Raw genomic sequence first — 21,544 nt, 5'->3', positions numbered from 1 at the left:
CGCATAGAATCGAGAGCTCGCTCAGACTGCGGCGGTGACCGGCTTTGTCTTGCCGATTTCGGCCAGGCGCTGGACTGCGGTCGGAGGAAGCGGCAGATGCGGATTGTTGGCGACGGTTTCGACCAGCAGCTCGTCGCTTGCTCTTTCCGTTTCCTCGATCAGGCGCGCGAAAAAGGCATCGGGGTCCATGCCGGGCTCGATCGGCGGCAGGATGCGCACCTTGATATGGCCGGGATATTTGCGGAAGGTGCGGCGCGGCCAGAAAAGACCTGGATGCATGGCGACGGCGACGACGGGGATACCGAGGTCGCGATACATCCGGGCGATGCCGTATTTGTAGACGGGTTCCGCACCTGGCGGGCGGCGTGTACCCTCAGGGTAAATGATGAGCTGGCGGCCGGTAGCAAGTTCCTCGCGTGTGCGCTTCAGGACATCGAACATGACCTTGCCGCGGGCGCTGCGATCCACCGGGATCATGCGTTGCTTCTTCGCATACCAGCCGAACAGCGGGATCCACAAAAGCTCGCGCTTCAGGATATAGACCGGATCGTCGAGATAGGGCAGCAGCGCGAATGTATCCCAGAAGGATTGGTGCTTAGGCGCGAAGATGAAGCTGCCCTTGGGGAGATTTTCAAGACCCTCGATCTCGAAGGTGGTGCCGACGATCTTCTCCATCAGCCAGGTGCTGGATTTCGCCCATGCCTTCGGGATCGCGTAGGCCGCCTTGCGCGGCATGAGGAAGTAAATCGGCGTCAACACGATCATGCGAATGATCAGATTGGCATAAAAGGCCGTGTTGAACAGGATCGAACGCAAGATAATCATCGAGGCTTTTCCAATGCACCGGCTTGCGCCGGCATCCGAAGGTTTGCCTACACGATTACAGCGTCAATAAAAAGTCGGTCTTTGCGTGGTTTCGCGCCTTCAAGCGCGTTGCCTCTCCCAGATTCGGCCTTTGCTGCAAGCCTCAGTCGTCGTCTTCAGCCGGCTGCCGCGAGCGCAGGCCTACCGGCCGGCCGAGGCCGGTCAGGTTGCGGGCACCGGCGAGGAGGACCTTCGCATATTCGGAGATCATCGTCCGCAGCGCATTCGGGTCCGTGAACCAGTTCTTGGCCTTCAGATCGGAGTTGACGACCGGATAGGGAATGAAATCGGTCGAGGGGTCGACATATTTCAGTTCGGCGAGGCTGCGGGGCATATGGTAGTTGTTCGTGACAACGAGAACGCTCTTGTAGCCCCTGGCGTGGATCCACTTTGCCGCTTCGCGGGCATTGCCGATCGTATCAAGCGCGTCGTAGCCGATGTCGACACAGCAGCTGAACAGGCTGGCGGAACTTTGCGTCAATTTGCGAATCTGCGTCGGCGTGGTGGTCGGATGTGCGCCCGAGATCAGGAGACGGTTTCCGGCGCCGGTCCGTAGCAGCTCCACTGCCTGATCGATCCGCTGATAGCCGCCCGTCAGCACGACAATGGCATCGGCCTTCGGCTCGAGCGGCGGTTTCAAGGTAGTGATCGAATCGGCAAAATGGAGGAAGCCGCCGAAAACGATGGCGGCGAGGAAGATGAAGGCGAAGCCGCCCCAGCGCAAGAGACGCCGGAACAGGCTGCGGCGCACGGGTCTATCGCCGCTGGGGCGTGTCCGCAGCGACTGCAAACTTAAGGTCTTGCGAGTCGTCAGATCCATGCTCATGATTCGCTATTATACGCCAATTGCGGCAAGGAACGGGCTGGCACACGGTAAAAAAACATCGCTGAAGCGTCAATTCGGTACGCTATCCGTCCGCCCGGGATCGGAACGAACCAGATCGATCTCATAGATCGTGTGCATGACGGTGAAACGTGCCGTCAGCGTCGTCAGCAGCGCGATGATGATCATGGTGGCGAGAATGCCGATATAGCCGAGCGCGCCGACGGAGAAAGTCCCGAACAATGCGGTTGCCTGATCGGTCTGCGGTGTCGCGATCGTATGGCTCTGCAGGAGGCCGGCTGTCGCGAAGAACAAGGCGGCGAGCGCGCTGCCGGCTCCCGAGCCTTTGAGGCTGATCTTCAGGAAATGCTTCTGGAATTCATTGGCGACGAAGGTGCTTTCGGCACCAACGAAATGCAGGACTTCGACAATATGGCGGTTGCCCGACAATGCGCCGCGCGTGGCGAAAACCACCGTCAGGACCATGGCGGTGAAGACGAGCAGCAGGACGCCCGTGCCGATGAGAACGGTGGTGTGCGCCATCGACACGAGCCGGTCGACCCAGGTGCGGTGGTCGTCGAGCGTTGCCTGCGGGATCTGCGCCTTGAGCAATGCGCGCATCGCTTCGAAGTCAGGCGGATGCGTCTCATCGATGGTGATGATGACGAGGCGAGGGACTGGCAATTCCTTGATATCGAGGCCGGCGCCAAGCCACGGTTCGAGCAGGCGCGCGGTTGCCGCTTCATCGACGATCTGGCCCGATTTGGTGCCGACGAAGCTGAGCGCGATATCGCGGGCGCTCGCGAGCGCCTTTTCCATGTCGAGATTGTCGTCCGGCTTGATCTGGATGGTGATCTCGCGGGAAATCTGGCTTTCCCAGCTTGCCGCTGTCGAGCGCACCATGCTGACCGCACCGAGCGTCAAGCAGGCGAGAAAGGCCATAATGGCGATCACGACGATCAGCGCGTTGCCCTGGATATTGGAGGAGGGCACGATCGGCCCCGTGGGGCGCACGCGCATCTCCGGGCGCTTGCGTTCTGCCGGTGCCGCGGGCGCTTGCCGTGCCTGCGGTGCCCGGGCATTCGGGGCTGTCCTGCGGGGGCGGGGGTCAGTCATAGATATCGAGATGCCCCCCCGATAGGATCATGCGTCTCGCTTCGATCTGGTCCATTAAGGCGAGATCGTGCGTCGCAATGACGACAGCGGTCCCGAGCCGGTTAAGCTCAAGAAAGAGATTGAGCAAGCGGCGCGCCATCGGTGGGTCGACATTGCCCGTCGGTTCGTCGGCGAGCAGGATTTCCGGGCGGTCGATGAGAGCTCGCGCGATGGCCGCGCGCTGCTTTTCGCCGCCCGAAAGAACTGGCGGCAGCACGTTGATGCGCTCGCCCAGGCCCACCCATTTCAGCAGTTCCAGGACGTCGGTGCGATAGGAGCTTTCATCCTTGCCGCGCACGCGCAAGGGCAGGGCAACGTTTTCGTATGTCGTCAGATGTTCGAGCAGCCGGAAATCCTGGAAGACGATGCCGACGCGGCGGCGCAGCAGCGGGAGTTCGTTACGTGGGATCGAGGATATCTCCCTGTCGAACATGCGAATCAGCCCGCGCGTCGGCTGCAGCGACATGAACAGCAGCCGCAACAGTGTCGTCTTGCCGGCGCCGGAGGGGCCGGTCAGGAACTGGAACGATTTCCTCGGTATGTCGAAGCTCAGGTCGCGGAGGATTTCCGGACCCATGCCGTAGCGCAAACCGACGTTCTCAAAATGAATCAACGGGCAGTCCAGTCTTCCGCAGGGTTCAATCAGGCGACTTGTTAACCAATGGCATTAACAGCCGGTAAATTTTTCTGGAAAGGCGCCCTATTCATGGCGATCTTTGCGAAGCATTAACCAATAAAATTTACGACTGGGCAGGATTCGTTTCAATGCCCAGATTGGCAATGGGCGTCGAAACCATGTGGATCACCGCAACGGGAGGCCATCATGGGCGCTTTTCGCCACCGTCAACAGCAGGCGGGGCTGGTTTATGACCTCATTCCGCCCGAACGAGGAGCGGGGTCGGGCCAGGCGCATTACGTCATGCCGAAGCCCGATATCGTCGATGCCGAATTCGTGACCGTTTCCGCTGCACGCGGACGGACTGCGTCCGGCGTTAACATGCGCTATGGCGGGCATACCAGACCAAAACCGCAACCCGTGACGCGCAAGACCACCTTCTCACGCATCCTGTCCGTCTTGCGCAGTGTCGAGGAGGTTTTGCAGCAGGCATCGCGGCGCAGCTTCGTCGCGCTGATCATTTGCCTCGCAATCCTGATCTTCGGTCTTTCCGGCGGTTTTTCCGGTCTCTCCAACGCCCCCGCCGAGGCGACGTCCGATCCGCTGCAGTTCTCGCATGTGACGCTGACGCCAAGGGATGAGAGCGGGCTGCCCGTCTTGAGATTGAACGGCATCATCGAGAATGTCAGCGGTGCCACGCTTTCGGTTCCGCAGGTGCGCGCCGATCTTTTTGCCGGCGGCCAGCTGGTCAGGAGCATCGTTGTGGACACGCCCGTCGATCGCCTCGGGCCGCATGAAAGCCGCGGATTTTCGACGCGATTGCAGCATCCCGGTGGAAAAACGCCGGATGTCCGGCTTTCCTTCATGCCGTAGGGGGTGTGTCGCGCTTGCCGATTGTGCTAGGGGCTACTGCTTTAGAGTGCTACAGCGACCTTTGCGCGTCATATGTGACGCTCGGCGCTGTAGAGCTTGATCGGCGGCCCAGGGGTCGCTTAGCCATGGAGCATGCCAATCAATGCCTGTCGTACGCGGGAAGAATATCGAGCCGCTTTTCACTGCCGAGCAGATTGCCGAGCGCAATCATGCCTTGGCGAAGGAAATCGCCAAGGGGCCGACGAAGGACCTCCTCGTCATCGCCATCCTCAAGGGCTCATTTATCTTCGCAGCCGATTTGCTCCGTGCTCTGCATGAGACCGGGCTTGCCCCGGAGGTCGAGTTTATCACGCTTTCGAGCTACGGCGCCGGCACGACGTCGCAGGGCGTGCGCATCGTCAAGGACATTGACAGCGACGTCAAGGATCGGGACGTTTTGCTGATCGACGACATTCTGGAATCGGGCCGCACGCTGCGTTTTGCCAAGGAACTGCTCTACGAGCGTGGCGCCCGCAACGTCACGCTGGCCGTCCTGCTCGACAAGAGCGTCAAGCGCCAGGAAGAGCTGGAGGCCGATTATGTCGGCTTCGAATGCCCCGATTATTTCGTTGTCGGCTACGGCATGGATGTCGCCTACGCCTTCCGCGAATTGCCCTTCGTCGGCGTCGTCACGGGCGACGCCGAGGCCTGATTCAGAGTTAATGCAGGCGACATGTCCGCCTGTGCCATTCTGCTCCAGCGATGACGAACCGTTAACCACGGAGCCGATCGCCCGCCCGCTGTTTACCTATCGCAAACGGAATTCTGATGATTTCGGTCGCGGAACATGACGGACCAGGAGCACGGACCATGGCAAAAATTCTGATCACGGAAGACGAAGACTCGCTTCGCAGCTTCGTCGCCCGCGCGCTGCGCTTGGACGGCCACGAGACCGAAGAGGCGGCAGACGGCGCAGAAGGCTTGGAAAAGCTGAAAGAGGGCGGCTACGACCTGCTTCTCTCGGATATCCGCATGCCCGTGATGGACGGTATCGAGCTCGCGCATCAGGCACATTCAACGTGCCCGGGGATGAAAATCCTGCTGATGACCGGCTATGCGGAGCAGCGCGAGCGCGCTGACGACCTTATGGAAAAGATCGTCGACGTCGTTGCCAAGCCATTTGCGCTGCCGGACATCCGCAAGGCTGTTGCGCGGGCCTTGGCTGCCTAACATTTGTCAATTGTCGCGCAGTCACTTCCTGTGCCGGCTCCATCATCATTTGCGGATGGGGCCGAAATCGTCATCCGGATAGTAGATGGTTTCCTCCCCCGGCTTTCTTGAGCCAACGATAATCATCGTCACGGGGGCGGTGGAGTGATTGAGCAAATGATGGGCATTCGGTTGGCCCGCCGGAAATCCCACGATAGCGCCAGGCTCGAGAATATGGTGACCATTTTCGTCGATCAGCGTCGGCGTGCCCGTTAGAATATAGAGAAACTCGTCCTCCGCCATATGCCAATGGCGCGATGAAGACATGCCGCCGGGATCGAGGGTGACGAGATTCACGCCAAATTGCGTGATGCCTACAGCTTTGGCCAGCCGAATCTCGTGCTTGCCGCTCAGTCTCACATCCGCGTCGGCAACGCCCGGCAGACCTGTCGTGACAGGCAGATCCGAAATACGGGCAAGCTTGGTCTCCACATAATCCCGCTTTACGAAGCATGAAGACAGGCAACTTTTTCGATGGCGGGCTGCCTCACTGACCCAAATTCAGCAGACGCTCCAGATAGCGCCGTTCTTCGCTGAGCGTGGGATTGTTGCTCAGCCGCTCGCGAATGGCGTCGAGAATTTGGCGGGCGCGCTCTGCGTTGATGATATCAGGCACCATGTTATCGTTAGGGTTATCCGAGAAACCACCCTCGTTGCGCGACCGGCCGAGCGGATCGCGGCCGTTTTGACCGCCTTGGCCCATCTGCCCCGGCATCTGTCCCTGACCCTGCCCCTGGCCTTGTCCCTGCTGCATCTGGGCCATGAGCTGGTTCATCATTTCGCGCGTGCCCTTGCGCAGGGCGTCCAGCGCGCGTCCCTGGCCCTGCACTGCGCCTTCGCCGTTGCCCTCGGCAAGCTGACCAGAAGCCCCCTTCATTTCCTGCTGTGCCTTGCCGTAATTCTGATTTGGCTTCATGCCCAGTGAGCCAAGGTTTTTCTGGAGTTCGCCAAGCTGTTTGCCGAGATCCTCCTGCTGCTGGCGCAGCTGCTTCAGCGCGTCGCGCAGCTGATCGGCCGTCATGCCATCGGTGGGATCCTTGCCCTTATCGCCCTGCTGGTTCTGGCTTTGCTGCTGATCCTGCTGGCCTTGGCTGCGCTGGCCCATATCCGGGCGCATCGGGTCGTTGAGGCCGGGCATGGGCTGATCCATCAAGCCGTCGCCGTCCTCGTTGGAATCGCCGCGCTGCATACGATCGCGCATGGCTTGATCAAGCTTGAAGGTCTGATCCATCAGCTTCTGCTGATCGCGCATGATGCGGCCGAGCTTGTCCATCTGCTCGCGCATCTTGTCGTTGGCCTGGTTCTGCTGCTGCCTGGGCTGCGGCTTGCCGGCCTGCAGGCTGTTCATCAGCTGCTGCAGTTCGGAAAGCATCTGCTGTGCGGCCTGGCGATTGCCGGAGCGGGCGAGATTCTCGATCTGATCCATCATGCGCTGCAGATCCTGCTGGCGCAGGATATTGGCGGAACGCTGGTTCGGCTGGGCCGGCATGTTGCGCATGCGCTCGGCCAGCTCCTTCATATAGGCGTCCATCGCCTTGCGCAGCTCGTCAGTCAGCTTCTTGATCTCAGCATCGGAGGCGTTGCGCTGAAGCGCATCGGAGAGCTTCTGCTGGGCGTCGCGCAGGGCCTTTTCCGCGTCCGTCAACTGCGCATCTTCCATGCCGAGCGCGATCTGCCAGAGATAATCGGCCGTATCCTTGAGCGAGGTCTCGTTGCTCGCGAGCTTCATGCGCGTCAGCGCCGACTTGATGGCGAGATAATTACCGAGATCGGGGATTGTTTCTTCGGGGCGTATGGTCAGAGACTTGTTGAGTTCGATTGCTTCTGGCATTTTCCGCGTATCGAGCGCGAAGACCTGACGTTCTTCGGCCACGGCGGCAGCGAGCGGCTGGCTGAAACTACGGGATGGCAATACCATCTCATAGGGTGAGCTGCGTCCCGTCTGGCCGGCACCATCTTTGGCGACCAGGGTGATGCGCACGCGCTTGCCGGCCAGCGGATCCTGAGTCAGATCATGGCTTGCCAGACCTTTGCCATTGCGGCGGTCGCGACGCGGCATTTCGAGCTTGAATTCCGGCAAGCCATAGAGCGGCGTCGCGGCAGGATCGGATTCCACCGGCACGATCTCGGCACGGGCTTCCTCAACGCCGTAATCATCCCTGACCTTGAAGCCGAGTTCCAGCGCACCGCTGGCTGTCGCATGCGGAATGCCGTCGAAGGTGATCTCCGGCGGTTTATCGATGACCACATTGAAGGACCAGGACTTGCCGTTGACGGTGAGTTCGCCACCCTTTTCGAGCTTCAGGACGTGCGTGCGTGCGACCATCCCGTCTGCAGCCGGGATATTGCCGGTGCCGTTTGCTGCGGGCGGCACGCCGGTAGCCGTAGCAGGTTTTGTGCCAGCCGGGCCCTGCTTGTCGGCATCAGCGGCCTGCTCGGGGATTTCGGCGCCTTTTTCCGCGCCAGCCGCCTGGAACAGCACTTTCTCATCCGTGGCAGCACCTGAAACACGTACAGTGAGCTCGGAGAATTGCGGCACGTTCAGGCTGTTGCCGGCATTGTCGACATTGCCGGTTAGATAGACCGGAGGCTCGCCGGTGTAATAGGGCGGGGTGACCCAGGCATCGACGCGGACATCCGGATTGCTCGAGGTGGAGGTCGATGCCGTGAAGGCATCACTGAGCGAGCCGCCGCTGTTGGACATGGAAAAGCTGAAGGCCGTTACGAGCAGCAATGCAGGGATGGCGCGCAATGCAAAGCGGTCGTAGCGTGTGATATCCGGCCTGGGCAGGCCGGCATCCAGGGCGGCGATGCGTTCGGCCATGCGCGTCTGGTGTTCGCGCCAGAGTGCACGCGCAAACGGGGTGTCGAGCGCCGGTTCGTCTTCCTGCACCGTAACGGGCTGGTGGGCGAGACCATTGCGCTCTTCCAGCAGTCGGTCCGCCTCCGTGGTGCCCGGCCAGCGCAGGCGGCGTAGCGGATAGAGGGAGATGGCGAAGCCGACCGCGAAGACGGCAAGCAGCAGAAAGCGCAAAGTATCCGGCGCCATGCGAAAAATGCCGAACCAGGCAACGGAGAGGAAAAGGGCCAGAATGGATGCCGGCAACAGCAGCCGTGGCAGAAGCTGTTCGCTGACCAGAACCAGCCGCGCAAAGAGACGCTTGACCGCAACCATGCGCGCCAGCGCCGGACGGGTGGCGAAAGCGCCCTTCTTAGGGTTGCTGGGGCTGGTCATCGGTCCGGTCTTCTCCCGATCTGACGTTGGCTAGTAGCCCGTTTGGGTGGCGCGGCGTCCCACACGCTCGCGCACGCGGTGCCCGGCGAGACACCATTCAATCAAAGATAACATTCTTTGTGGCGAAGACGAGGGCAACGGGCGTGAAAGGCTGTTTTTTCATCGGACTTCGCCGAAACGTGATCGGGTCGGGCGGCTATTCTACCGTCCCCCAGAAATCATGGATTGAAGCCGATTATCCCTCAAGCCAGGCCGGAATCGAATCCAAGCCGATCAACTCTTCATAAGTCGCGCGCGGGCGGATGACGTGGAATTCATTGCCCTTGACCAGCACTTCCGGAACCAGAAGCCGGCTGTTGTAGGTGCCGGCCTGCACGGCGCCATAGGCACCGGCCGAGCCGACCGCGAGGAGATCGCCGGGCTTCGGCAGTGCCATCTCGCGGTCGAGCGCCAGATAATCGCCGGTTTCGCAGACCGGGCCGACGACATCGGCCTTGATGCGCGGCGTGCTCACATCGCCGACAGCAACCGGCCTGATCTCGTGATAGGCTTCGTAGAGCGTCGGGCGAATGAGGTCGTTCATGGCGCCGTCGACGATGACGAAGCTCTTGTCGCCGCCATCCTTCACATAGATGACCTCGGTCACCAGAATGCCGGCGTTGCCGACGATCAGGCGGCCAGGCTCGGTGACGATCTTGCAATTGAGGCCGCGGAGCTGGTTCTTGACGATCTCGGCATAGGCATCTGGCAGCGGCGGCGGATTGTTGTCGTCGCGATAGGGGATGCCGAGGCCACCGCCGATATCGACGTGATAGATGTCGTGGCCATCGCCGCGCAGCGTTTCCACGAGGTCGCGCAGCAGCTTGAAGGCATCGTCGAAGGGCTGCAGCTCGGTAATCTGGCTGCCGATATGCATGTCGATGCCGGTGACCTTGATCCCAGGCAGGTTGGCGGCGCGTTCATAGACGGCGGGGGCGCGCTGCCATGAAATGCCGAACTTGTTTTCCTTCTTGCCGGTCGAAATCTTCGCATGCGTGCGCGCATCGACATCGGGATTGATGCGGAAGGAGACGGGCGCCACCTTGCCGGCGCGGACGGCGCGCTGGTTCAGCACTTCCAGTTCCGGTTCGGATTCGACGTTGAAGCAGTAGATGCCGGCTTCGAGCGCCGCGTCCATTTCCTGCGCCGTCTTGCCGACGCCGGAGAACATGATGCGGCTTGCGGGAATGCCTGCGGCCAGTGCGCGGCGCAGCTCACCGACAGAGACGACATCGACACCGGCGCCGAGGCGGCCGAGCGTCTTCAGCACCGCCTGGTTGGAATTGGCCTTCATGGCATAGCAGACCATGGCATCGACATCGTCGAAGGCTTCCGCGAAGACGCGGTAGTGGCGTTCCAACGTAGCCGTCGAATAGACGTAGAAGGGAGTGCCGACCGCCTTGGCGATCTCCGGAACCGGTACATCCTCGGCGTAGAGGATGCCGTCGCGATACTCAAAATGGTTCACGGTCGTTGCCTAATTAGAGAAGCGGGTCGAGGAAGAACTTCTTGTCCTCCGTGCCCGGCTCCTTCGTCGGCTTGGAGACGTCGCCGCCCTTGGTCGCGTGCGCACTCGGGGGATCGAGAGGGCCTTTGCGGCCACATCCGACAACTGCAAGGCCGATGACCGAAAGCACGACGGTCAGGCGGATGATGTGCGGCATGTTGATCTGCATCGAAATCCTCTTGGGCGGCAAACGCGGAAGTCACTCTTCTTAGCGAAGTTTCCAGGCCTTGTGCACCCTGATTGTTGGTTGTGACTTTCGCCGATTTTCTCAGTTGCGGGCGCGCCAGAAGGCGATCTGCTTGCGCACTTCCGAAGGCGCCGTGCCGCCGAAGCTCTTGCGGCTGGCGACCGAGGCCTCGACCGTCAGAACATCGAAGATCTTGTCGGTGATATCCGGGTGGATCGCCTGCAGGTCCGCAAGCGACAGCTCCGCCAGCTCGCAGGATTTGCTTTCGGCAAGCGCCACGGCGCGGCCCGTCACATGGTGGGCATCGCGGAACGGCAGGCCCGCTTCGCGCACCAGCCAGTCGGCAAGGTCGGTGGCGGTGGAATAGCCGGATCCGGCGGCGGCCTTCATGCGGGCGGTGTTGATCGTCATGTCGCGCATCATGCCGGTCATGGCGGCAATGGCGAGTTCCAGGCTCTCGGCAGCGTCGAAGACCTGTTCCTTATCTTCCTGCATGTCCTTGGAATAGGCGAGCGGCAGGCCCTTCATGATCGTCAGCAGCGCCACCAGCGAGCCGTTGATGCGGCCGGTCTTGGCGCGCACGAGCTCGGCGGCATCCGGGTTCTTCTTCTGCGGCATGATGGAGGAGCCGGTGGAGAAGGCGTCGGACAGGCGCACGAAGCCGAATTGCGGCGTCGACCAGATGACGATCTCTTCGGCAAGGCGCGACAGATGCATGCCGGCGATGGCGGCAATCGACAGGAATTCGAGGGCGAAATCGCGGTCGGAGACGGTGTCGATCGAATTTCGGGTCGGCTCGCGGAAGCCGAGCGCCTTGGCCGTCATGTGGCGATCGATCGGAAAGCCGGTGCCGGCGAGTGCCGCCGCACCAATCGGCGATTCGTCCATGTGCTCGATGGCATGACGCACGCGCGAGCGGTCGCGGCCGAACATCTCGACATAGGCCATGCAGTGATGGCCGAAGGTAACGGGCTGCGCCGTTTGCAGATGCGTAAAGCCAGGCATGACGGTTTCAGCATGTTCCTCGGCACGATCGAGGAAGGCGGCGATCAGCTCGCTCAACGCCTGCTCGCATTTCTGCAGCTCTTCCTTCACCCAGAGGCGGAAATCGAGCGCCACCTGATCGTTGCGCGAGCGGGCGGTGTGCAGGCGGCCGGCGGCCGGGCCGATCAGGGTAGCAAGCCGCGCCTCGACGTTCATATGAATGTCTTCGAGGCGGCGCGAGAATTCGAAATTGCCGCTTTCGATCTCTGACAGGATCGTGTTCAACCCGTGAACGATCTTGTCTTTATCGTCGGTTGAAATGATGCCTTGATTGGCGAGCATGCTCGCATGCGCGATTGAGCCGCGGATGTCCTGGGCAAACAGCTTCTTGTCGAAATCGATCGAGGCATTTATCTCCTCCATGATTGCCGCGGGGCCGGAAGCGAAACGCCCGCCCCACATCTGGTTGGAGGATTTGGTGTCCGTGCCGTCAGTCATGAGATGCCCACCTGGAGAATGAAATGACAGCAAAGAAGCCGTTCGGTCTGCCGTCCATGAAACTTGTTATGCTTGCCGCCGTCGCCGGGGTTATTGCCGGTGCGGCAGCGGTATACGTGAAGGAGGCGGGGTATGGCAATGGCATTGGTGAAACGGCCTCAGCCGATCAATGCGGGTCGGCCAGGGATCGCGCTGCTGCCCTGACGCCATTCACCAAGGGGCAGGTCGCCGCCATGAGCGTGCCGCCGGCGCCGATCGCGCTCCAGGGTGTTTCCTTCAAGGGGGCTGACGGGCAGTCGCTGTCGATGAGCAATTTCGTCGGCAAGACCGTGCTCTTGAATGTCTGGGCGACATGGTGCGTGCCGTGCCGCGAGGAAATGCCGGCACTGAACGCGCTTGAGAAGAGCGTCGGCAGCGACAAGTTCGAGGTGGTTGCCGTCAATATCGATACCGGCGACGATGAAAAGACCAAGGCCTTTCGTGCGGAATATGCCATCGATAAGCTCGGCTACTACCGCGACAACACCATGGGCGTGTTCAACGTATTGAAGAAGCAGGGGTTGGCCTTTGGTTTGCCGGTGACCCTGTTGATTGACGACAAGGGCTGCCTGCTGTCGGCGATGAACGGACCGGCGGCCTGGGACAGCGAGGATGCGAAAGCGTTGGTGAAGGCTGCGGCTGGGATTTGATTTTTCTCCTTCTCCCCTCGGGGAGAAGGTGCCTGGTAGGGCGGATGAGGGGAGTGTCATAGCAAACGCGTCGCTGGGTAAAGCAGCAGCGTCTTGCCGGTAACGCCCCCTCACCCCGCGCTGCCGCGCGACCCTCTCCCCGAAGGGGCGAGGGTGTTTTATCGCGTCGGAACGGGCGTTTCGCCGCGGTAGTCATAGAAGCCGCGGCCCGATTTGCGGCCGAGCCAACCGGCTTCGACATATTTCACCAGCAGCGGGCAGGGGCGATACTTGGAGTCGGCGAGCCCGTCATGCAGCACCTGCATGATCGAAAGGCAGGTGTCGAGGCCGATGAAGTCGGCAAGCTGCAGCGGACCCATCGGATGGTTGGCGCCCAGCCGCATGGCGGTATCGATGGCATCGACGGTGCCGACGCCTTCATAGAGCGTGTAGATCGCCTCGTTGATCATCGGCAGCAGGATGCGATTGACGATGAAAGCGGGGAAATCCTCTGCGACGGTGATCGTCTTTTCCAGCGAGGAAACATAGTCCTTGGCGGTGGAGAAGGTCGATTCGTCGGTGGCGATGCCGCGCACCAGTTCCACCAGCTTCATAACCGGAACCGGATTCATGAAGTGGATGCCCATGAAGCGCTCGGGACGGTCGGTGGCGGACGCAAGGCGGGTGATCGAGAGCGACGAGGTATTCGTTGCGAGCAGCGCTTCGGGCTTCAGCACCGGACACACCTGCGCGTAGATCTTGCGCTTGACGCTTTCGTCTTCCGTCGCAGCCTCGATGGCGAGATCGACCTGGGCGAGATCGTTGAGATCGGCAGAGCCGGAGATGCGGGCAAGCGCTGCCTTGCGTTCCTCGTCGGTCGTCTTGCCGGACGCGACCTGGCGGGCGAGGTTGCCGTTGATGGTGGCGAGCCCGCTTTCGATGCGGTCCTGCGCGAGATCGTAGATATGAACCTTGTAGCCGGCCATGGCGGACACATGGGCAATGCCGCAACCCATCTGGCCTGCGCCGATAATACCGATCGTCTTCAGCGAACTCATTGCCAACTCCCCGGCGCGCTCCTGGCGATGCGCTATGCTTTTAACTCAAATTTGCCGGGCCATTTCTAGCCCGGCAAAGATTGATAGACCTATAAGAGACGATTTTCCAGTCTCTCGCAACTGCGAGAAGGCCGGTGGGCGCGATCAAAGCGCCTTTTGCAATTCCGGCAGTGCCTCGAAGAGGTCTGCGACGAGGCCGTAATCGGCGATCTGGAAGATCGGGGCTTCCTCGTCCTTGTTGATGGCGACGATGACCTTACTGTCCTTCATGCCGGCCAGATGCTGGATGGCGCCGGAGATGCCGCAGGCAATGTAGAGCTGCGGTGCGACCACCTTGCCGGTCTGGCCGACCTGCCAGTCGTTCGGGGCATAGCCGGCATCGACGGCAGCGCGCGAAGCGCCGACGGCAGCGCCGAGCTTGTCGGCAACCGGCAGGATGACTTCTCGGAACTTCTCGGCAGAGCCGAGTGCACGGCCGCCCGAGATGATGATCTTGGCCGACGTCAGCTCCGGACGATCCGAGCTCGACAGCGCATCGCCGACGAAGGTGGAAAGGCCGGGATTGGCCGCGGCAGACACCGTCTCGATCGCAGCCGAGCTGCCTTCGGAGGCGGAGGCGAACGAAGCCGTGCGCACGGTGATGACCTTCTTGGCGTCGGTCGACTGCACCGTCTGGATGGCATTGCCGGCATAGATCGGCCGCTTGAAGGTATCGGCGGAAACGACTTCGATGATTTCGGAGACCTGGGCGACGTCGAGCAGGGCGGCAACGCGCGGCAGCACGTTCTTGCCGACCGAGGTCGCGGCGCCGATGATCACGTCATAGGAACCGGAAAGCGAAACGATCAGAGCTGCCAGCGGTTCTGCGAGATTGTTGGCGAGGCTTGCATCCTCGGCGACCAGTACCTTGGAGACGCCGGACAGCTTTGCCGCCTGCTCGGCCGCAGCCTGGGCGCCAGCGCCGGCGACGAGTACATGAATGTCGCCGCCGATCTTTGCGGCCGCCGTCAGCGCCTTGGCGGTCTGATCGGAGAGGTGGGCGTTGTCGTGATCAGCCAGAAGAAGAATGGCCATGATGTCTAACTCCTCGTTCGGACTGGGTTAAAGCACGCCGGCTTCGGTCTTGAGCTTTTCGACCAGCTCGGCAACCGAGCCGACCTTGACGCCTGCCTTGCGGCCACCGGGCTCTTCCGTCTTCAGGACCTTCAGGCGCGGCTCGGTCGACACGCCGAAATCGGCAGGCGATTTCTTGTCGAGCGGCTTCTTCTTGGCCTTCATGATGTTCGGCAGCGAAGCGTAGCGCGGTTCGTTCAGGCGCAGGTCTGACGTGACGACGGCTGGAAGCTTGACTTCGATCGTCTGCAGGCCGCCATCGACTTCGCGGGTGACCTGGGCTTTGCCATCACCGATCTCGATCTTCGAGGCGAAGGTTGCCTGGGCGGTGCCGAGCAAGGCTGCCAGCATCTGGCCGGTCTGGTTCGAGTCGTCATCGATCGCCTGCTTGCCGACGATGATAAGGCCCGGCTGTTCGGTCTCGGCGACGCCTTTCAGGATCTTGGCGACGGCGAGCGGCTCGAGGGCATCGTCGGTCTCGACCAGGATGGCGCGATCCGCGCCCATGGCGAGCGCCGTGCGCAATGTCTCCTCGGCCTTGGCAGGTCCGATCGATACGACCACCACTTCCTCGGCCTTGCCGGCTTCCTTCAGACGCAGCGCCTCTTCAACCGAGATCTCGTCGAACGGGTTCATCGACATCTTCACGTTCGAAAGCTCAACGCCGGAACCATCCGGCTTCACGCGAATCTTGACGTTGTAGTCAACAACCCGCTTGACGGGGACGAGAATCTTCATGGAATCCTTCCTTCAACATGACCGCCCGAGAACATGCGCTGTTTAGCGCCATTCCATTTGTCGAATGGCGACATGGATACGCGTTTTTTTCCCAATTACAACGCTTCCAGGCCGCCGAGAGACGAATTGCTTGAAAGGCATAAATAACGTTTACGTCAACGTCAATATGTATGCTCTGGCGATTGGCATGTGCCACTATCGATTCTTGCCGGGAACCCAGAGCACATCGCCTCGGCCCTTATCGTTCGCGTAGCGCGCCGCAACGAAAAGCAAATCGGAGAGCCGATTGACGTATTTCAGGGCCGCCGGGCTGACGCGTTCGCCTTGCTCACGCGACAGTGCCACCATCAGTCGCTCGGCACGTCTGGCAATGGTGCGGGCGAGATGCAGATGGGCAGATGCGGCGCTTCCGGCCGGCAGAACGAAGGATTTCAGCGGCTCGAGATCGGCATTGAGCAAATCGATATCATGTTCCAGGCGTTCGACCTGATGGTCGGTGATGCGCAAGGGTTCATAGGGTAGGGGTTCGTCCGTTTCAGGCGTGGAAAGATCGGCGCCGAGATCGAAGAGATCATTCTGGATGCGCATCAGCATGGCGTCGATCTCGGGCATGTCACCCATGTGCAGCCGGGCGACGCCGATGGCGGAATTGGTTTCGTCGACGGTGCCGTAGCTTTCGACGCGCAGATCGTGCTTCAGCCGCCTCGGGCCGGCGACGAGGCCCGTGGTGCCGTCATCGCCGGTCTTGGTGTAGATCTTATTGAGCTTGACCATCGTGTTCCTGTGGTTAGGCCGGGCGGCCGCCGCCCGTCAGCCAGAGCGTCAGCATGATCAGGATCACCGCGACTGCCTGCAGCAACACACGCAGCTGCATCAGCCGGTTCGAAAGGTTCGGGTTGTCGCCTTTCATCATGTTCAGCAGGCCGCGAACAAGAACGATCGCGACAAGTCCCATGACAATGATGGCGGCAACATAAGTAACGGTAGACATGGCTCCTCCATCCTTGTCTTCAGGGTCGCTCGGCATTCCGCAGAAGCTTCAAGTCACCCATTGTCGTCATTTTGAGCAATCTCAAGCGGAAAAGTCGCTTTGCGCCTTTCCTGGGATTGCTCTAATCCAGCCGGCGCATCAGACGATAGAAAAGGTTAGCCGGCAATAGCCTTTTCAAAAGCACGCCCTGCTTGGCCGGTGTCGTTACCAGATAGTGCGGGCGCGGATTTCCAACGTTCAAAGCGGATTTTAGCACATCATAGACCGCTTCCGGGCCCAATTTATGTTTACTGATCGGGCCTGATCCATCAAGCCGCCTGAGCTGCCTGCGGTATTCCACCGCATGGGGCGAGCCTTCGAGGTCGATATGCTCGTTGATCTTGGCGAGCGCGTTGGCGGTAAACTTCGTCGCGATCGGGCCGGGCTCGATGAGGCTGACATGGATGCCGCTGTCCTGCAGTTCCATTCTGAGCGTGATCGTCAGCCCTTCGAGCGCAAATTTCGAGGCCGTGTAGGCGCCGCGGAAACGGTAGGGGACGAGTCCCAGAATGGAGGAGCAATTGACGATGCGGCCATGACCCTGTTTGCGCATTAGCGGCAGGATCTGACGCGTCAGCTCGTGCCAGCCGAAAAAGTTGGTTTCGAACTGTTCGCGCAGCACATCGGTCGTCAGGTCCTCGACGGCGCCCGGCTGCCCGTAGGCGCCATTGTTGAAGAGGGCATCGATGCGGTCAGCCGTGCGCTCGCGTAGTGTCGCCACCGTCGCGGAAATGGTCTCGGCCTTTGTGTAGTCAAGGAGCAGCGCTTCGATGCCGTCGGCTTCGAGCGCGGCGAGATCGTCTTCCTTGCGCACGGTTGCAAAGACGCGCCATCCGTCGGCCTTCAGTGCCCGCGCGCAATAAGCGCCGATGCCGGAGGAGCAACCAGTGACGAGTATCGTGCGTTGTTCCGTCATGGGAAGATGATTCCTGTACAAACCGAAACTCGTTTCCCATATTCAGGAACCCGATACAATCGACAACCGGCGGTATCGGTCGGGATGAATGCCGACACCGAGCGGAGATGAAATGCCGACAGCCCTGCGGACGATTTACAAGGTGATCTACGACGCAGTGTTCCATTTCGTCGAGGATGACGGGTTCGCCATGGCAAGCCATGTGGCGCTTTCGACGCTGCTGGCGGTTTTCCCCTTCCTGATCTTCGGCACCGCGCTCGCGAGCTTTCTCGGCGCCAGCCAGTTTTCATCGACCGCTGTACACCTGATTTTCGATACCTGGCCGGAGGCGATCGCCAAGCCGCTCGCCGACCAGGTCGTGCAGGTGCTGACCATTCCGCGCGGCGGGCTTCTGACGATTTCCGTGCTTGCGGCGGCCTATTTCGCGTCGAACGGCGTTGAGGCGCTGCGCATATCGCTGAACCGCGCCTATCGCGTGCCTGAGACACGGCCGTGGTATTTCAACCGTCTCGCCAGCCTTGGCTATGTGCTGATCGCGGTGCTGATCTTCGCCATCCTCAGCATCCTGCTTGTCGCCGTGCCGCTTGCGCTGAATTACACTAGGCAGTGGCTGCCCAAGCTCGCCGATATCCTCGACATCGTCTTCAGCTGGCGGATCTACGGCACGATCTTTCTGCTGCTGGCGGGGCTGATGATCCTGCACCTATGGCTGGCGGCCGGGCGCAGGCGGGTGTTCGACGTGATCCCCGGCGTGATCCTGACGCTGGTCTTCTGGTCGATCGGCGCAGTGCTCTTTGCTTATTATCTCTCGACCTTCGCCAATTATACCGCCACCTACGCCGGTCTGGCGTCCGTGATGATCGTGCTGATTTTTCTCTATATGCTCGCCGTGATCTTCATCATGGGGGCGGAGGTCAATGCGGCGCTGATGAAATTCCGCGTGCGGCGGCTGCTGTTCGGCAAGGTGGCGAGCCGCGCGGCCGCCGAGGTAGCTGCGGAAAGGATGCCCTCTGAACCGCGGGCCGAACCAGGAGCAAAATCAGAGGCCGATGCGGCGGCGAAGCTCCGCCGGTGAGAGGCCTCGCCGGCGCCATTCGGCAATGCCGGTATCGCCCATGCTCTTGGAGAGCTTTTTGCCGTCCTCTCCGAGGACGAGGCGGTGATGATGATAGAGCGGCTCCGGCAGGCCGAGCAGCGTCTGCAGCAGGCGGTGGATCGACGTAGCATGGAAGAGGTCGAGCCCGCGCACCACATGGGTGATGCCCTGCACGGCATCGTCGACGACAACCGAGAGATGGTAGCTCGAAGGCGCATCGGAGCGCGATAGCACGACATCGCCCCAGGCGGCGGGATCGGCGGGGATTGTGCCCGTCTCGCCATCGCCGCTCTCCTGCCAGTGCAATGGTTGGTCCGCAGCCGCTAATGCCCTCCCCATGTCGAGACGCCAGGCATGTTTCATGCCCGATGACAGCAGGCGCTGCCGCTCGGCATCGCCGCGCTCGCGATCGTCGGGCGGATAGAGCGGCGTGCCGTCCGGGTCGCGCGGCCATGATTTGCCATCCGTCTCGAAAGCGGCGACGCGCGATTTGACCTCGCCGCGGGTTAGGAAGGCGGGATAAACGAGGCCGCGCGCGATAAGCGTCTGCAAGGCCTGCTGATAGGCCGGAAAGTGCTCGGACTGCCGGCGCACCGGCTCCTGCCAGCTGAGGCCGAGCCAGGAGAGATCTCTATAGATGCCCTCTTCGAAATCGGGTGTGCAGCGTGCCTGATCTATGTCTTCGATGCGCAGCAGGAAATCGCCGCCGGCTTCCGCCGCCATGTCGTGATTGAGGATGGCCGACAGCGCATGGCCGAGATGCAGCGGGCCGTTCGGGCTCGGGGCAAAACGGAACTTCGGCTTTTGACGGGGAATCTCGATCATGCTTTCTTCTGCCACGAATTTTAACCGGGGACTACGAGACGTCATGCAGATCATTCGCGATGAGCGCGATATCGAACGGGGGCTTGCTGCCCTGCTGGAACTCGATCCGCGCCTGCGGCCCGTTGCCGCAGAGGCGGGCACCTTGCCGCTGCGCCTGCGCGAACCGGGCTTCGAGGGGCTTGCCCATATCATCGTCTCGCAGGTCGTCTCGCGCGCCAGCGCCGATGCGATCTGGGGGAAGATGATAGCGGGGATGGGACAGGTGACCGCTGAGGGCTATGCCGGGCTGGAGCCGGAAGCGTGGCGGAGCTTCGGCCTGTCGCGAATCAAGCACGACACATTGGCCCGCGTGGCGGATGCCGTTGCCGGCGGCAGCCTCGATCTCCATGCGCTCAGCGCCGAATCACCTGACAAGGCGCTCGCCGAGCTGACATCGATCAAGGGAATCGGCCCCTGGACGGCGGAAGTCTACTTGATGTTTTGCGGCGGTCACGCAGATGTGTTTCCGGCCGGCGACGTGGCGCTGCAGGCGGCCGTCGGCATGGCTTTCGGCCATGAAGTCAGGCCCTTGGCCAAGGCAATTGCCCGGGAAGCCGCGGTTTGGGCGCCCTGGCGCTCGGTCGCGGCCCGGCTCTTCTGGGCCTATTATGCCGTGAAAACACGCCGGGATGCGCTGCCTATAGTTTAATCGGCCGTCTCCCTGAAATTGCCTTTATGCACTGAATTTATTGGACTTCACAATCCTGTAACAACCGGCCTAATATACAGGTGCAGATGCCGAATCGATCAGGAGGGTTCCTTGACGATTGCAGTTTCCCCGCAGTCCTTGCCGGCGCTCGTGCTGAACGCTGACTACAGACCGCTGAGTTACTATCCCTTGTCGCTCTGGTCCTGGCAGGACGCGATCAAGGCGGTTTTTCTTGACCGTGTGAACATCATCGCAGAATACGATCAGTGCGTGTCCTCACCGAGCTTCTCGATGCGGCTGCCGAGCGTCGTATGCCTGAAGACATATGTGCAGCCGTCCCGCAATCCCGCCTTCACCCGCTTCAACGTCTTCCTGCGCGACAAGTTCGAATGCCAATATTGCGGTTCCCATGACGACCTGACCTTTGACCACGTTATCCCGCGCGCCCATGGCGGCGAGACAACCTGGGAGAACGTCGTGGCCGCCTGTTCGCCCTGCAATCTGCGCAAAGGCAGCAAGCTGCCGAAGCAGGCCGGCATGTTCCCGGCGCAGAAACCATACCAGCCGACCGTGCAGGACCTGCACAATAACGGCCGCCTGTTCCCGCCGAACTACCTGCACGACAGCTGGCTCGACTATCTCTACTGGGATTCGGAATTGCAGCCGTAGGATTTCCTTCTCCCCTTGGGGAGAAGGTGGCCCGAAGGGTCGGATGAGGGGGAGCGGCGGCACGCAAATTTGCCTTTCGCTTGCCGCTCAAGGCCATCGTCGCTTCGCTTCTCGTCCCCCTCATCCGTCCGCTCGCAGTTTCGCTTTGCTCGCCTGCTCGCGCCCACCTTCTCTCCGCGGGAGAGAAGGGGTCAACCCGCCTTCTTCGCACCTACAAAAGCGATTGCCGCCAGGATCACGCTGGCGATCACGTTCCAGCCGGCCATCGACAGGCCGAGGATGCGCAGTGCTGCTTCCGTGCAGGACGGCCCCTTGATGGTGTTCAGCTGGCCGAGGAGATCGCCGGCGTTCTGCGTGACACTGCTTGCTGTCGTCGAGCAGGTGGTCGGGCCTTCCCAGAAATGCCATTCGACGCCGGCGTGATAGACGCCGATGCCGCCGCCGACAAGCATCATCAGGCCGGCGATGATGAGGAGACCGCGGGTGATCCAGGAGGGCAGGCCGGCGACTGCCGTCAGCACGGCGATGAGGGCGACGGGGATGCCGTAGTAATAGGGCTGGCGCTGCTCCAGGCAGAGCGCGCAGGGGATATAGCCGCCGATATACTGGAAGCCGAGTGCCGAGCCGATGACGACGACCATGCCGATCGTCAGCAATGCGCCATAGCCAAGGCCGGCGCGGGAGGAGGGCGAAGTCGTGGACATGCTGGGGGCT

Annotated in this window: 24 protein-coding genes; 7 read left to right on the top strand and 17 right to left on the bottom strand. The window is 61.2% G+C overall.

What is annotated here, in order from left to right:
* Nucleotides 1–21 precede the first annotated feature (21 nt).
* The 4 genes from FHX05_RS22100 to ftsE form a co-directional block, all read right to left on the bottom strand.
* On the bottom strand, nucleotides 22–825 hold the full coding sequence (locus tag FHX05_RS22100) for a 1-acyl-sn-glycerol-3-phosphate acyltransferase (RefSeq protein WP_112607715.1): 804 nt from the start codon (nucleotides 823–825) through the stop codon (nucleotides 22–24).
* Nucleotides 826–967: 142 nt separating this feature from the next.
* Nucleotides 968–1,684, bottom strand: coding sequence for a YdcF family protein (locus tag FHX05_RS22095; RefSeq protein WP_112420190.1), 717 nt, complete (start codon nucleotides 1,682–1,684; stop codon nucleotides 968–970).
* A 75-nt stretch (nucleotides 1,685–1,759) separates the two neighbouring features.
* Nucleotides 1,760–2,707, bottom strand: coding sequence for an ABC transporter permease (locus FHX05_RS22090; RefSeq protein ID WP_112336440.1), 948 nt, complete (start codon nucleotides 2,705–2,707; stop codon nucleotides 1,760–1,762).
* A gap of 88 nt (nucleotides 2,708–2,795) precedes the next feature.
* Nucleotides 2,796–3,455, bottom strand: coding sequence for a cell division ATP-binding protein FtsE (gene ftsE, locus FHX05_RS22085; RefSeq protein ID WP_015341323.1), 660 nt, complete (start codon nucleotides 3,453–3,455; stop codon nucleotides 2,796–2,798).
* 210 nt (nucleotides 3,456–3,665) lie between these two features.
* On the opposite strand from ftsE, the gene FHX05_RS22080 reads away from it, so the two are divergent.
* The 3 genes from FHX05_RS22080 to FHX05_RS22070 all read left to right on the top strand — a co-directional run bounded on the left by FHX05_RS22080 (nucleotide 3,666) and on the right by FHX05_RS22070 (nucleotide 5,540).
* Complete coding sequence (locus FHX05_RS22080; protein WP_183874567.1) at nucleotides 3,666–4,331, top strand: hypothetical protein; 666 nt, start codon at nucleotides 3,666–3,668, stop codon at nucleotides 4,329–4,331.
* Between the two features lie 142 nt (nucleotides 4,332–4,473).
* A complete protein-coding gene (gene hpt, locus FHX05_RS22075; RefSeq protein ID WP_132720689.1) occupies nucleotides 4,474–5,022 on the top strand; it encodes a hypoxanthine phosphoribosyltransferase in 549 nt (182 codons plus the stop codon).
* Nucleotides 5,023–5,180: 158 nt separating this feature from the next.
* Nucleotides 5,181–5,540 (top strand): response regulator, encoded by a 360-nt coding sequence (locus FHX05_RS22070; RefSeq protein ID WP_106999186.1) that lies wholly within the window; start codon nucleotides 5,181–5,183, stop codon nucleotides 5,538–5,540.
* Between the two features lie 45 nt (nucleotides 5,541–5,585).
* Here FHX05_RS22070 and FHX05_RS30475 read toward each other — a convergent pair whose 3' ends face one another.
* The 5 genes from FHX05_RS30475 to argH all read right to left on the bottom strand — a co-directional run bounded on the left by FHX05_RS30475 (nucleotide 5,586) and on the right by argH (nucleotide 12,029).
* Nucleotides 5,586–6,011, bottom strand: coding sequence for a cupin domain-containing protein (locus FHX05_RS30475; RefSeq protein WP_183874565.1), 426 nt, complete (start codon nucleotides 6,009–6,011; stop codon nucleotides 5,586–5,588).
* A 55-nt stretch (nucleotides 6,012–6,066) separates the two neighbouring features.
* A complete protein-coding gene (locus tag FHX05_RS22060) occupies nucleotides 6,067–8,814 on the bottom strand; it encodes a TIGR02302 family protein (protein ID WP_183874563.1) in 2,748 nt (915 codons plus the stop codon).
* 235 nt (nucleotides 8,815–9,049) lie between these two features.
* A complete protein-coding gene (gene lysA / locus FHX05_RS22055; RefSeq protein ID WP_183874561.1) occupies nucleotides 9,050–10,321 on the bottom strand; it encodes a diaminopimelate decarboxylase in 1,272 nt (423 codons plus the stop codon).
* Between the two features lie 13 nt (nucleotides 10,322–10,334).
* Nucleotides 10,335–10,529, bottom strand: coding sequence for a lipoprotein (locus FHX05_RS22050; RefSeq protein WP_183874558.1), 195 nt, complete (start codon nucleotides 10,527–10,529; stop codon nucleotides 10,335–10,337).
* Nucleotides 10,530–10,628: 99 nt separating this feature from the next.
* A complete protein-coding gene (gene argH / locus FHX05_RS22045; RefSeq protein ID WP_183874556.1) occupies nucleotides 10,629–12,029 on the bottom strand; it encodes an argininosuccinate lyase in 1,401 nt (466 codons plus the stop codon).
* A 23-nt stretch (nucleotides 12,030–12,052) separates the two neighbouring features.
* On the opposite strand from argH, the gene FHX05_RS22040 reads away from it, so the two are divergent.
* Complete coding sequence (locus FHX05_RS22040) at nucleotides 12,053–12,718, top strand: TlpA disulfide reductase family protein (protein WP_183874554.1); 666 nt, start codon at nucleotides 12,053–12,055, stop codon at nucleotides 12,716–12,718.
* Between the two features lie 158 nt (nucleotides 12,719–12,876).
* Here FHX05_RS22040 and FHX05_RS22035 read toward each other — a convergent pair whose 3' ends face one another.
* The 6 genes from FHX05_RS22035 to FHX05_RS22010 form a co-directional block, all read right to left on the bottom strand.
* Nucleotides 12,877–13,755 (bottom strand): 3-hydroxybutyryl-CoA dehydrogenase, encoded by an 879-nt coding sequence (locus FHX05_RS22035; protein WP_132720694.1) that lies wholly within the window; start codon nucleotides 13,753–13,755, stop codon nucleotides 12,877–12,879.
* A 144-nt stretch (nucleotides 13,756–13,899) separates the two neighbouring features.
* Complete coding sequence (locus FHX05_RS22030; protein WP_183874553.1) at nucleotides 13,900–14,829, bottom strand: electron transfer flavoprotein subunit alpha/FixB family protein; 930 nt, start codon at nucleotides 14,827–14,829, stop codon at nucleotides 13,900–13,902.
* A 27-nt stretch (nucleotides 14,830–14,856) separates the two neighbouring features.
* On the bottom strand, nucleotides 14,857–15,606 hold the full coding sequence (locus tag FHX05_RS22025; protein WP_112607699.1) for an electron transfer flavoprotein subunit beta/FixA family protein: 750 nt from the start codon (nucleotides 15,604–15,606) through the stop codon (nucleotides 14,857–14,859).
* A gap of 195 nt (nucleotides 15,607–15,801) precedes the next feature.
* Nucleotides 15,802–16,380, bottom strand: coding sequence for a cob(I)yrinic acid a,c-diamide adenosyltransferase (locus FHX05_RS22020; protein WP_183874551.1), 579 nt, complete (start codon nucleotides 16,378–16,380; stop codon nucleotides 15,802–15,804).
* A gap of 13 nt (nucleotides 16,381–16,393) precedes the next feature.
* Nucleotides 16,394–16,597, bottom strand: a complete 204-nt coding sequence (locus FHX05_RS22015) for a twin transmembrane helix small protein (RefSeq protein WP_047630776.1) — start codon at nucleotides 16,595–16,597, stop codon at nucleotides 16,394–16,396.
* Nucleotides 16,598–16,718: 121 nt separating this feature from the next.
* Nucleotides 16,719–17,552, bottom strand: coding sequence for an SDR family oxidoreductase (locus FHX05_RS22010; protein WP_183874549.1), 834 nt, complete (start codon nucleotides 17,550–17,552; stop codon nucleotides 16,719–16,721).
* Between the two features lie 112 nt (nucleotides 17,553–17,664).
* On the opposite strand from FHX05_RS22010, the gene FHX05_RS22005 reads away from it, so the two are divergent.
* Nucleotides 17,665–18,627, top strand: a complete 963-nt coding sequence (locus FHX05_RS22005) for a YihY/virulence factor BrkB family protein (RefSeq protein WP_183714816.1) — start codon at nucleotides 17,665–17,667, stop codon at nucleotides 18,625–18,627.
* On the opposite strand, the gene gluQRS is transcribed toward FHX05_RS22005, so the two are convergent.
* A complete protein-coding gene (gene gluQRS, locus FHX05_RS22000) occupies nucleotides 18,592–19,473 on the bottom strand; it encodes a tRNA glutamyl-Q(34) synthetase GluQRS (RefSeq protein WP_183874547.1) in 882 nt (293 codons plus the stop codon). The genes FHX05_RS22005 and gluQRS overlap by 36 nt on opposite strands.
* A gap of 43 nt (nucleotides 19,474–19,516) precedes the next feature.
* Here gluQRS and FHX05_RS21995 point away from each other — a divergent pair, with 43 nt between their 5' ends.
* Both FHX05_RS21995 and FHX05_RS21990 read left to right on the top strand, forming a co-directional pair.
* On the top strand, nucleotides 19,517–20,161 hold the full coding sequence (locus FHX05_RS21995; RefSeq protein ID WP_246699046.1) for a DNA-3-methyladenine glycosylase: 645 nt from the start codon (nucleotides 19,517–19,519) through the stop codon (nucleotides 20,159–20,161).
* Between the two features lie 111 nt (nucleotides 20,162–20,272).
* A complete protein-coding gene (locus FHX05_RS21990; protein ID WP_015341304.1) occupies nucleotides 20,273–20,830 on the top strand; it encodes an HNH endonuclease in 558 nt (185 codons plus the stop codon).
* 191 nt (nucleotides 20,831–21,021) lie between these two features.
* Here the strand turns inward: FHX05_RS21990 and FHX05_RS21985 are convergent, their stop codons facing one another.
* Nucleotides 21,022–21,534, bottom strand: coding sequence for a disulfide bond formation protein B (locus FHX05_RS21985; protein WP_112607687.1), 513 nt, complete (start codon nucleotides 21,532–21,534; stop codon nucleotides 21,022–21,024).
* Between the last annotated feature and the right edge of the window lie 10 nt (nucleotides 21,535–21,544).

It is taken from the genome of Rhizobium sp. BK491, from assembly GCF_014194925.1.
Classification (GTDB): domain Bacteria; phylum Pseudomonadota; class Alphaproteobacteria; order Rhizobiales; family Rhizobiaceae; genus Rhizobium.
This window is presented reverse-complemented; position numbering and strand designations above follow the sequence as displayed.

Bases quoted from the DNA above. Each gene is read 5' to 3' on its own strand.
- FHX05_RS22100 (WP_112607715.1), bottom strand. From the start codon at position 825: ATGATTATCTTGCGTTCGATCCTGTTCAACACGGCCTTTTATGCCAAT.
- FHX05_RS22095 (WP_112420190.1), bottom strand. From the start codon at position 1,684: ATGGATCTGACGACTCGCAAGACCTTAAGTTTGCAGTCGCTGCGGACA.
- FHX05_RS22090 (WP_112336440.1), bottom strand. From the start codon at position 2,707: ATGCGCGTGCGCCCCACGGGGCCGATCGTGCCCTCCTCCAATATCCAG.
- FHX05_RS22080 (WP_183874567.1), top strand. From the start codon at position 3,666: ATGGGCGCTTTTCGCCACCGTCAACAGCAGGCGGGGCTGGTTTATGAC.
- hpt (WP_132720689.1), top strand. From the start codon at position 4,474: ATGCCTGTCGTACGCGGGAAGAATATCGAGCCGCTTTTCACTGCCGAG.
- FHX05_RS22070 (WP_106999186.1), top strand. From the start codon at position 5,181: ATGGCAAAAATTCTGATCACGGAAGACGAAGACTCGCTTCGCAGCTTC.
- FHX05_RS22060 (WP_183874563.1), bottom strand. From the start codon at position 8,814: ATGACCAGCCCCAGCAACCCTAAGAAGGGCGCTTTCGCCACCCGTCCG.
- FHX05_RS22050 (WP_183874558.1), bottom strand. From the start codon at position 10,529: ATGCAGATCAACATGCCGCACATCATCCGCCTGACCGTCGTGCTTTCG.
- argH (WP_183874556.1), bottom strand. From the start codon at position 12,029: ATGACTGACGGCACGGACACCAAATCCTCCAACCAGATGTGGGGCGGG.
- FHX05_RS22040 (WP_183874554.1), top strand. From the start codon at position 12,053: ATGACAGCAAAGAAGCCGTTCGGTCTGCCGTCCATGAAACTTGTTATG.
- FHX05_RS22035 (WP_132720694.1), bottom strand. From the start codon at position 13,755: ATGAGTTCGCTGAAGACGATCGGTATTATCGGCGCAGGCCAGATGGGT.
- FHX05_RS22030 (WP_183874553.1), bottom strand. From the start codon at position 14,829: ATGGCCATTCTTCTTCTGGCTGATCACGACAACGCCCACCTCTCCGAT.
- FHX05_RS22025 (WP_112607699.1), bottom strand. From the start codon at position 15,606: ATGAAGATTCTCGTCCCCGTCAAGCGGGTTGTTGACTACAACGTCAAG.
- FHX05_RS22020 (WP_183874551.1), bottom strand. From the start codon at position 16,380: ATGGTCAAGCTCAATAAGATCTACACCAAGACCGGCGATGACGGCACC.
- FHX05_RS22015 (WP_047630776.1), bottom strand. From the start codon at position 16,597: ATGTCTACCGTTACTTATGTTGCCGCCATCATTGTCATGGGACTTGTC.
- FHX05_RS22010 (WP_183874549.1), bottom strand. From the start codon at position 17,552: ATGACGGAACAACGCACGATACTCGTCACTGGTTGCTCCTCCGGCATC.
- FHX05_RS22005 (WP_183714816.1), top strand. From the start codon at position 17,665: ATGCCGACAGCCCTGCGGACGATTTACAAGGTGATCTACGACGCAGTG.
- gluQRS (WP_183874547.1), bottom strand. From the start codon at position 19,473: ATGATCGAGATTCCCCGTCAAAAGCCGAAGTTCCGTTTTGCCCCGAGC.
- FHX05_RS21995 (WP_246699046.1), top strand. From the start codon at position 19,517: ATGCAGATCATTCGCGATGAGCGCGATATCGAACGGGGGCTTGCTGCC.
- FHX05_RS21985 (WP_112607687.1), bottom strand. From the start codon at position 21,534: ATGTCCACGACTTCGCCCTCCTCCCGCGCCGGCCTTGGCTATGGCGCA.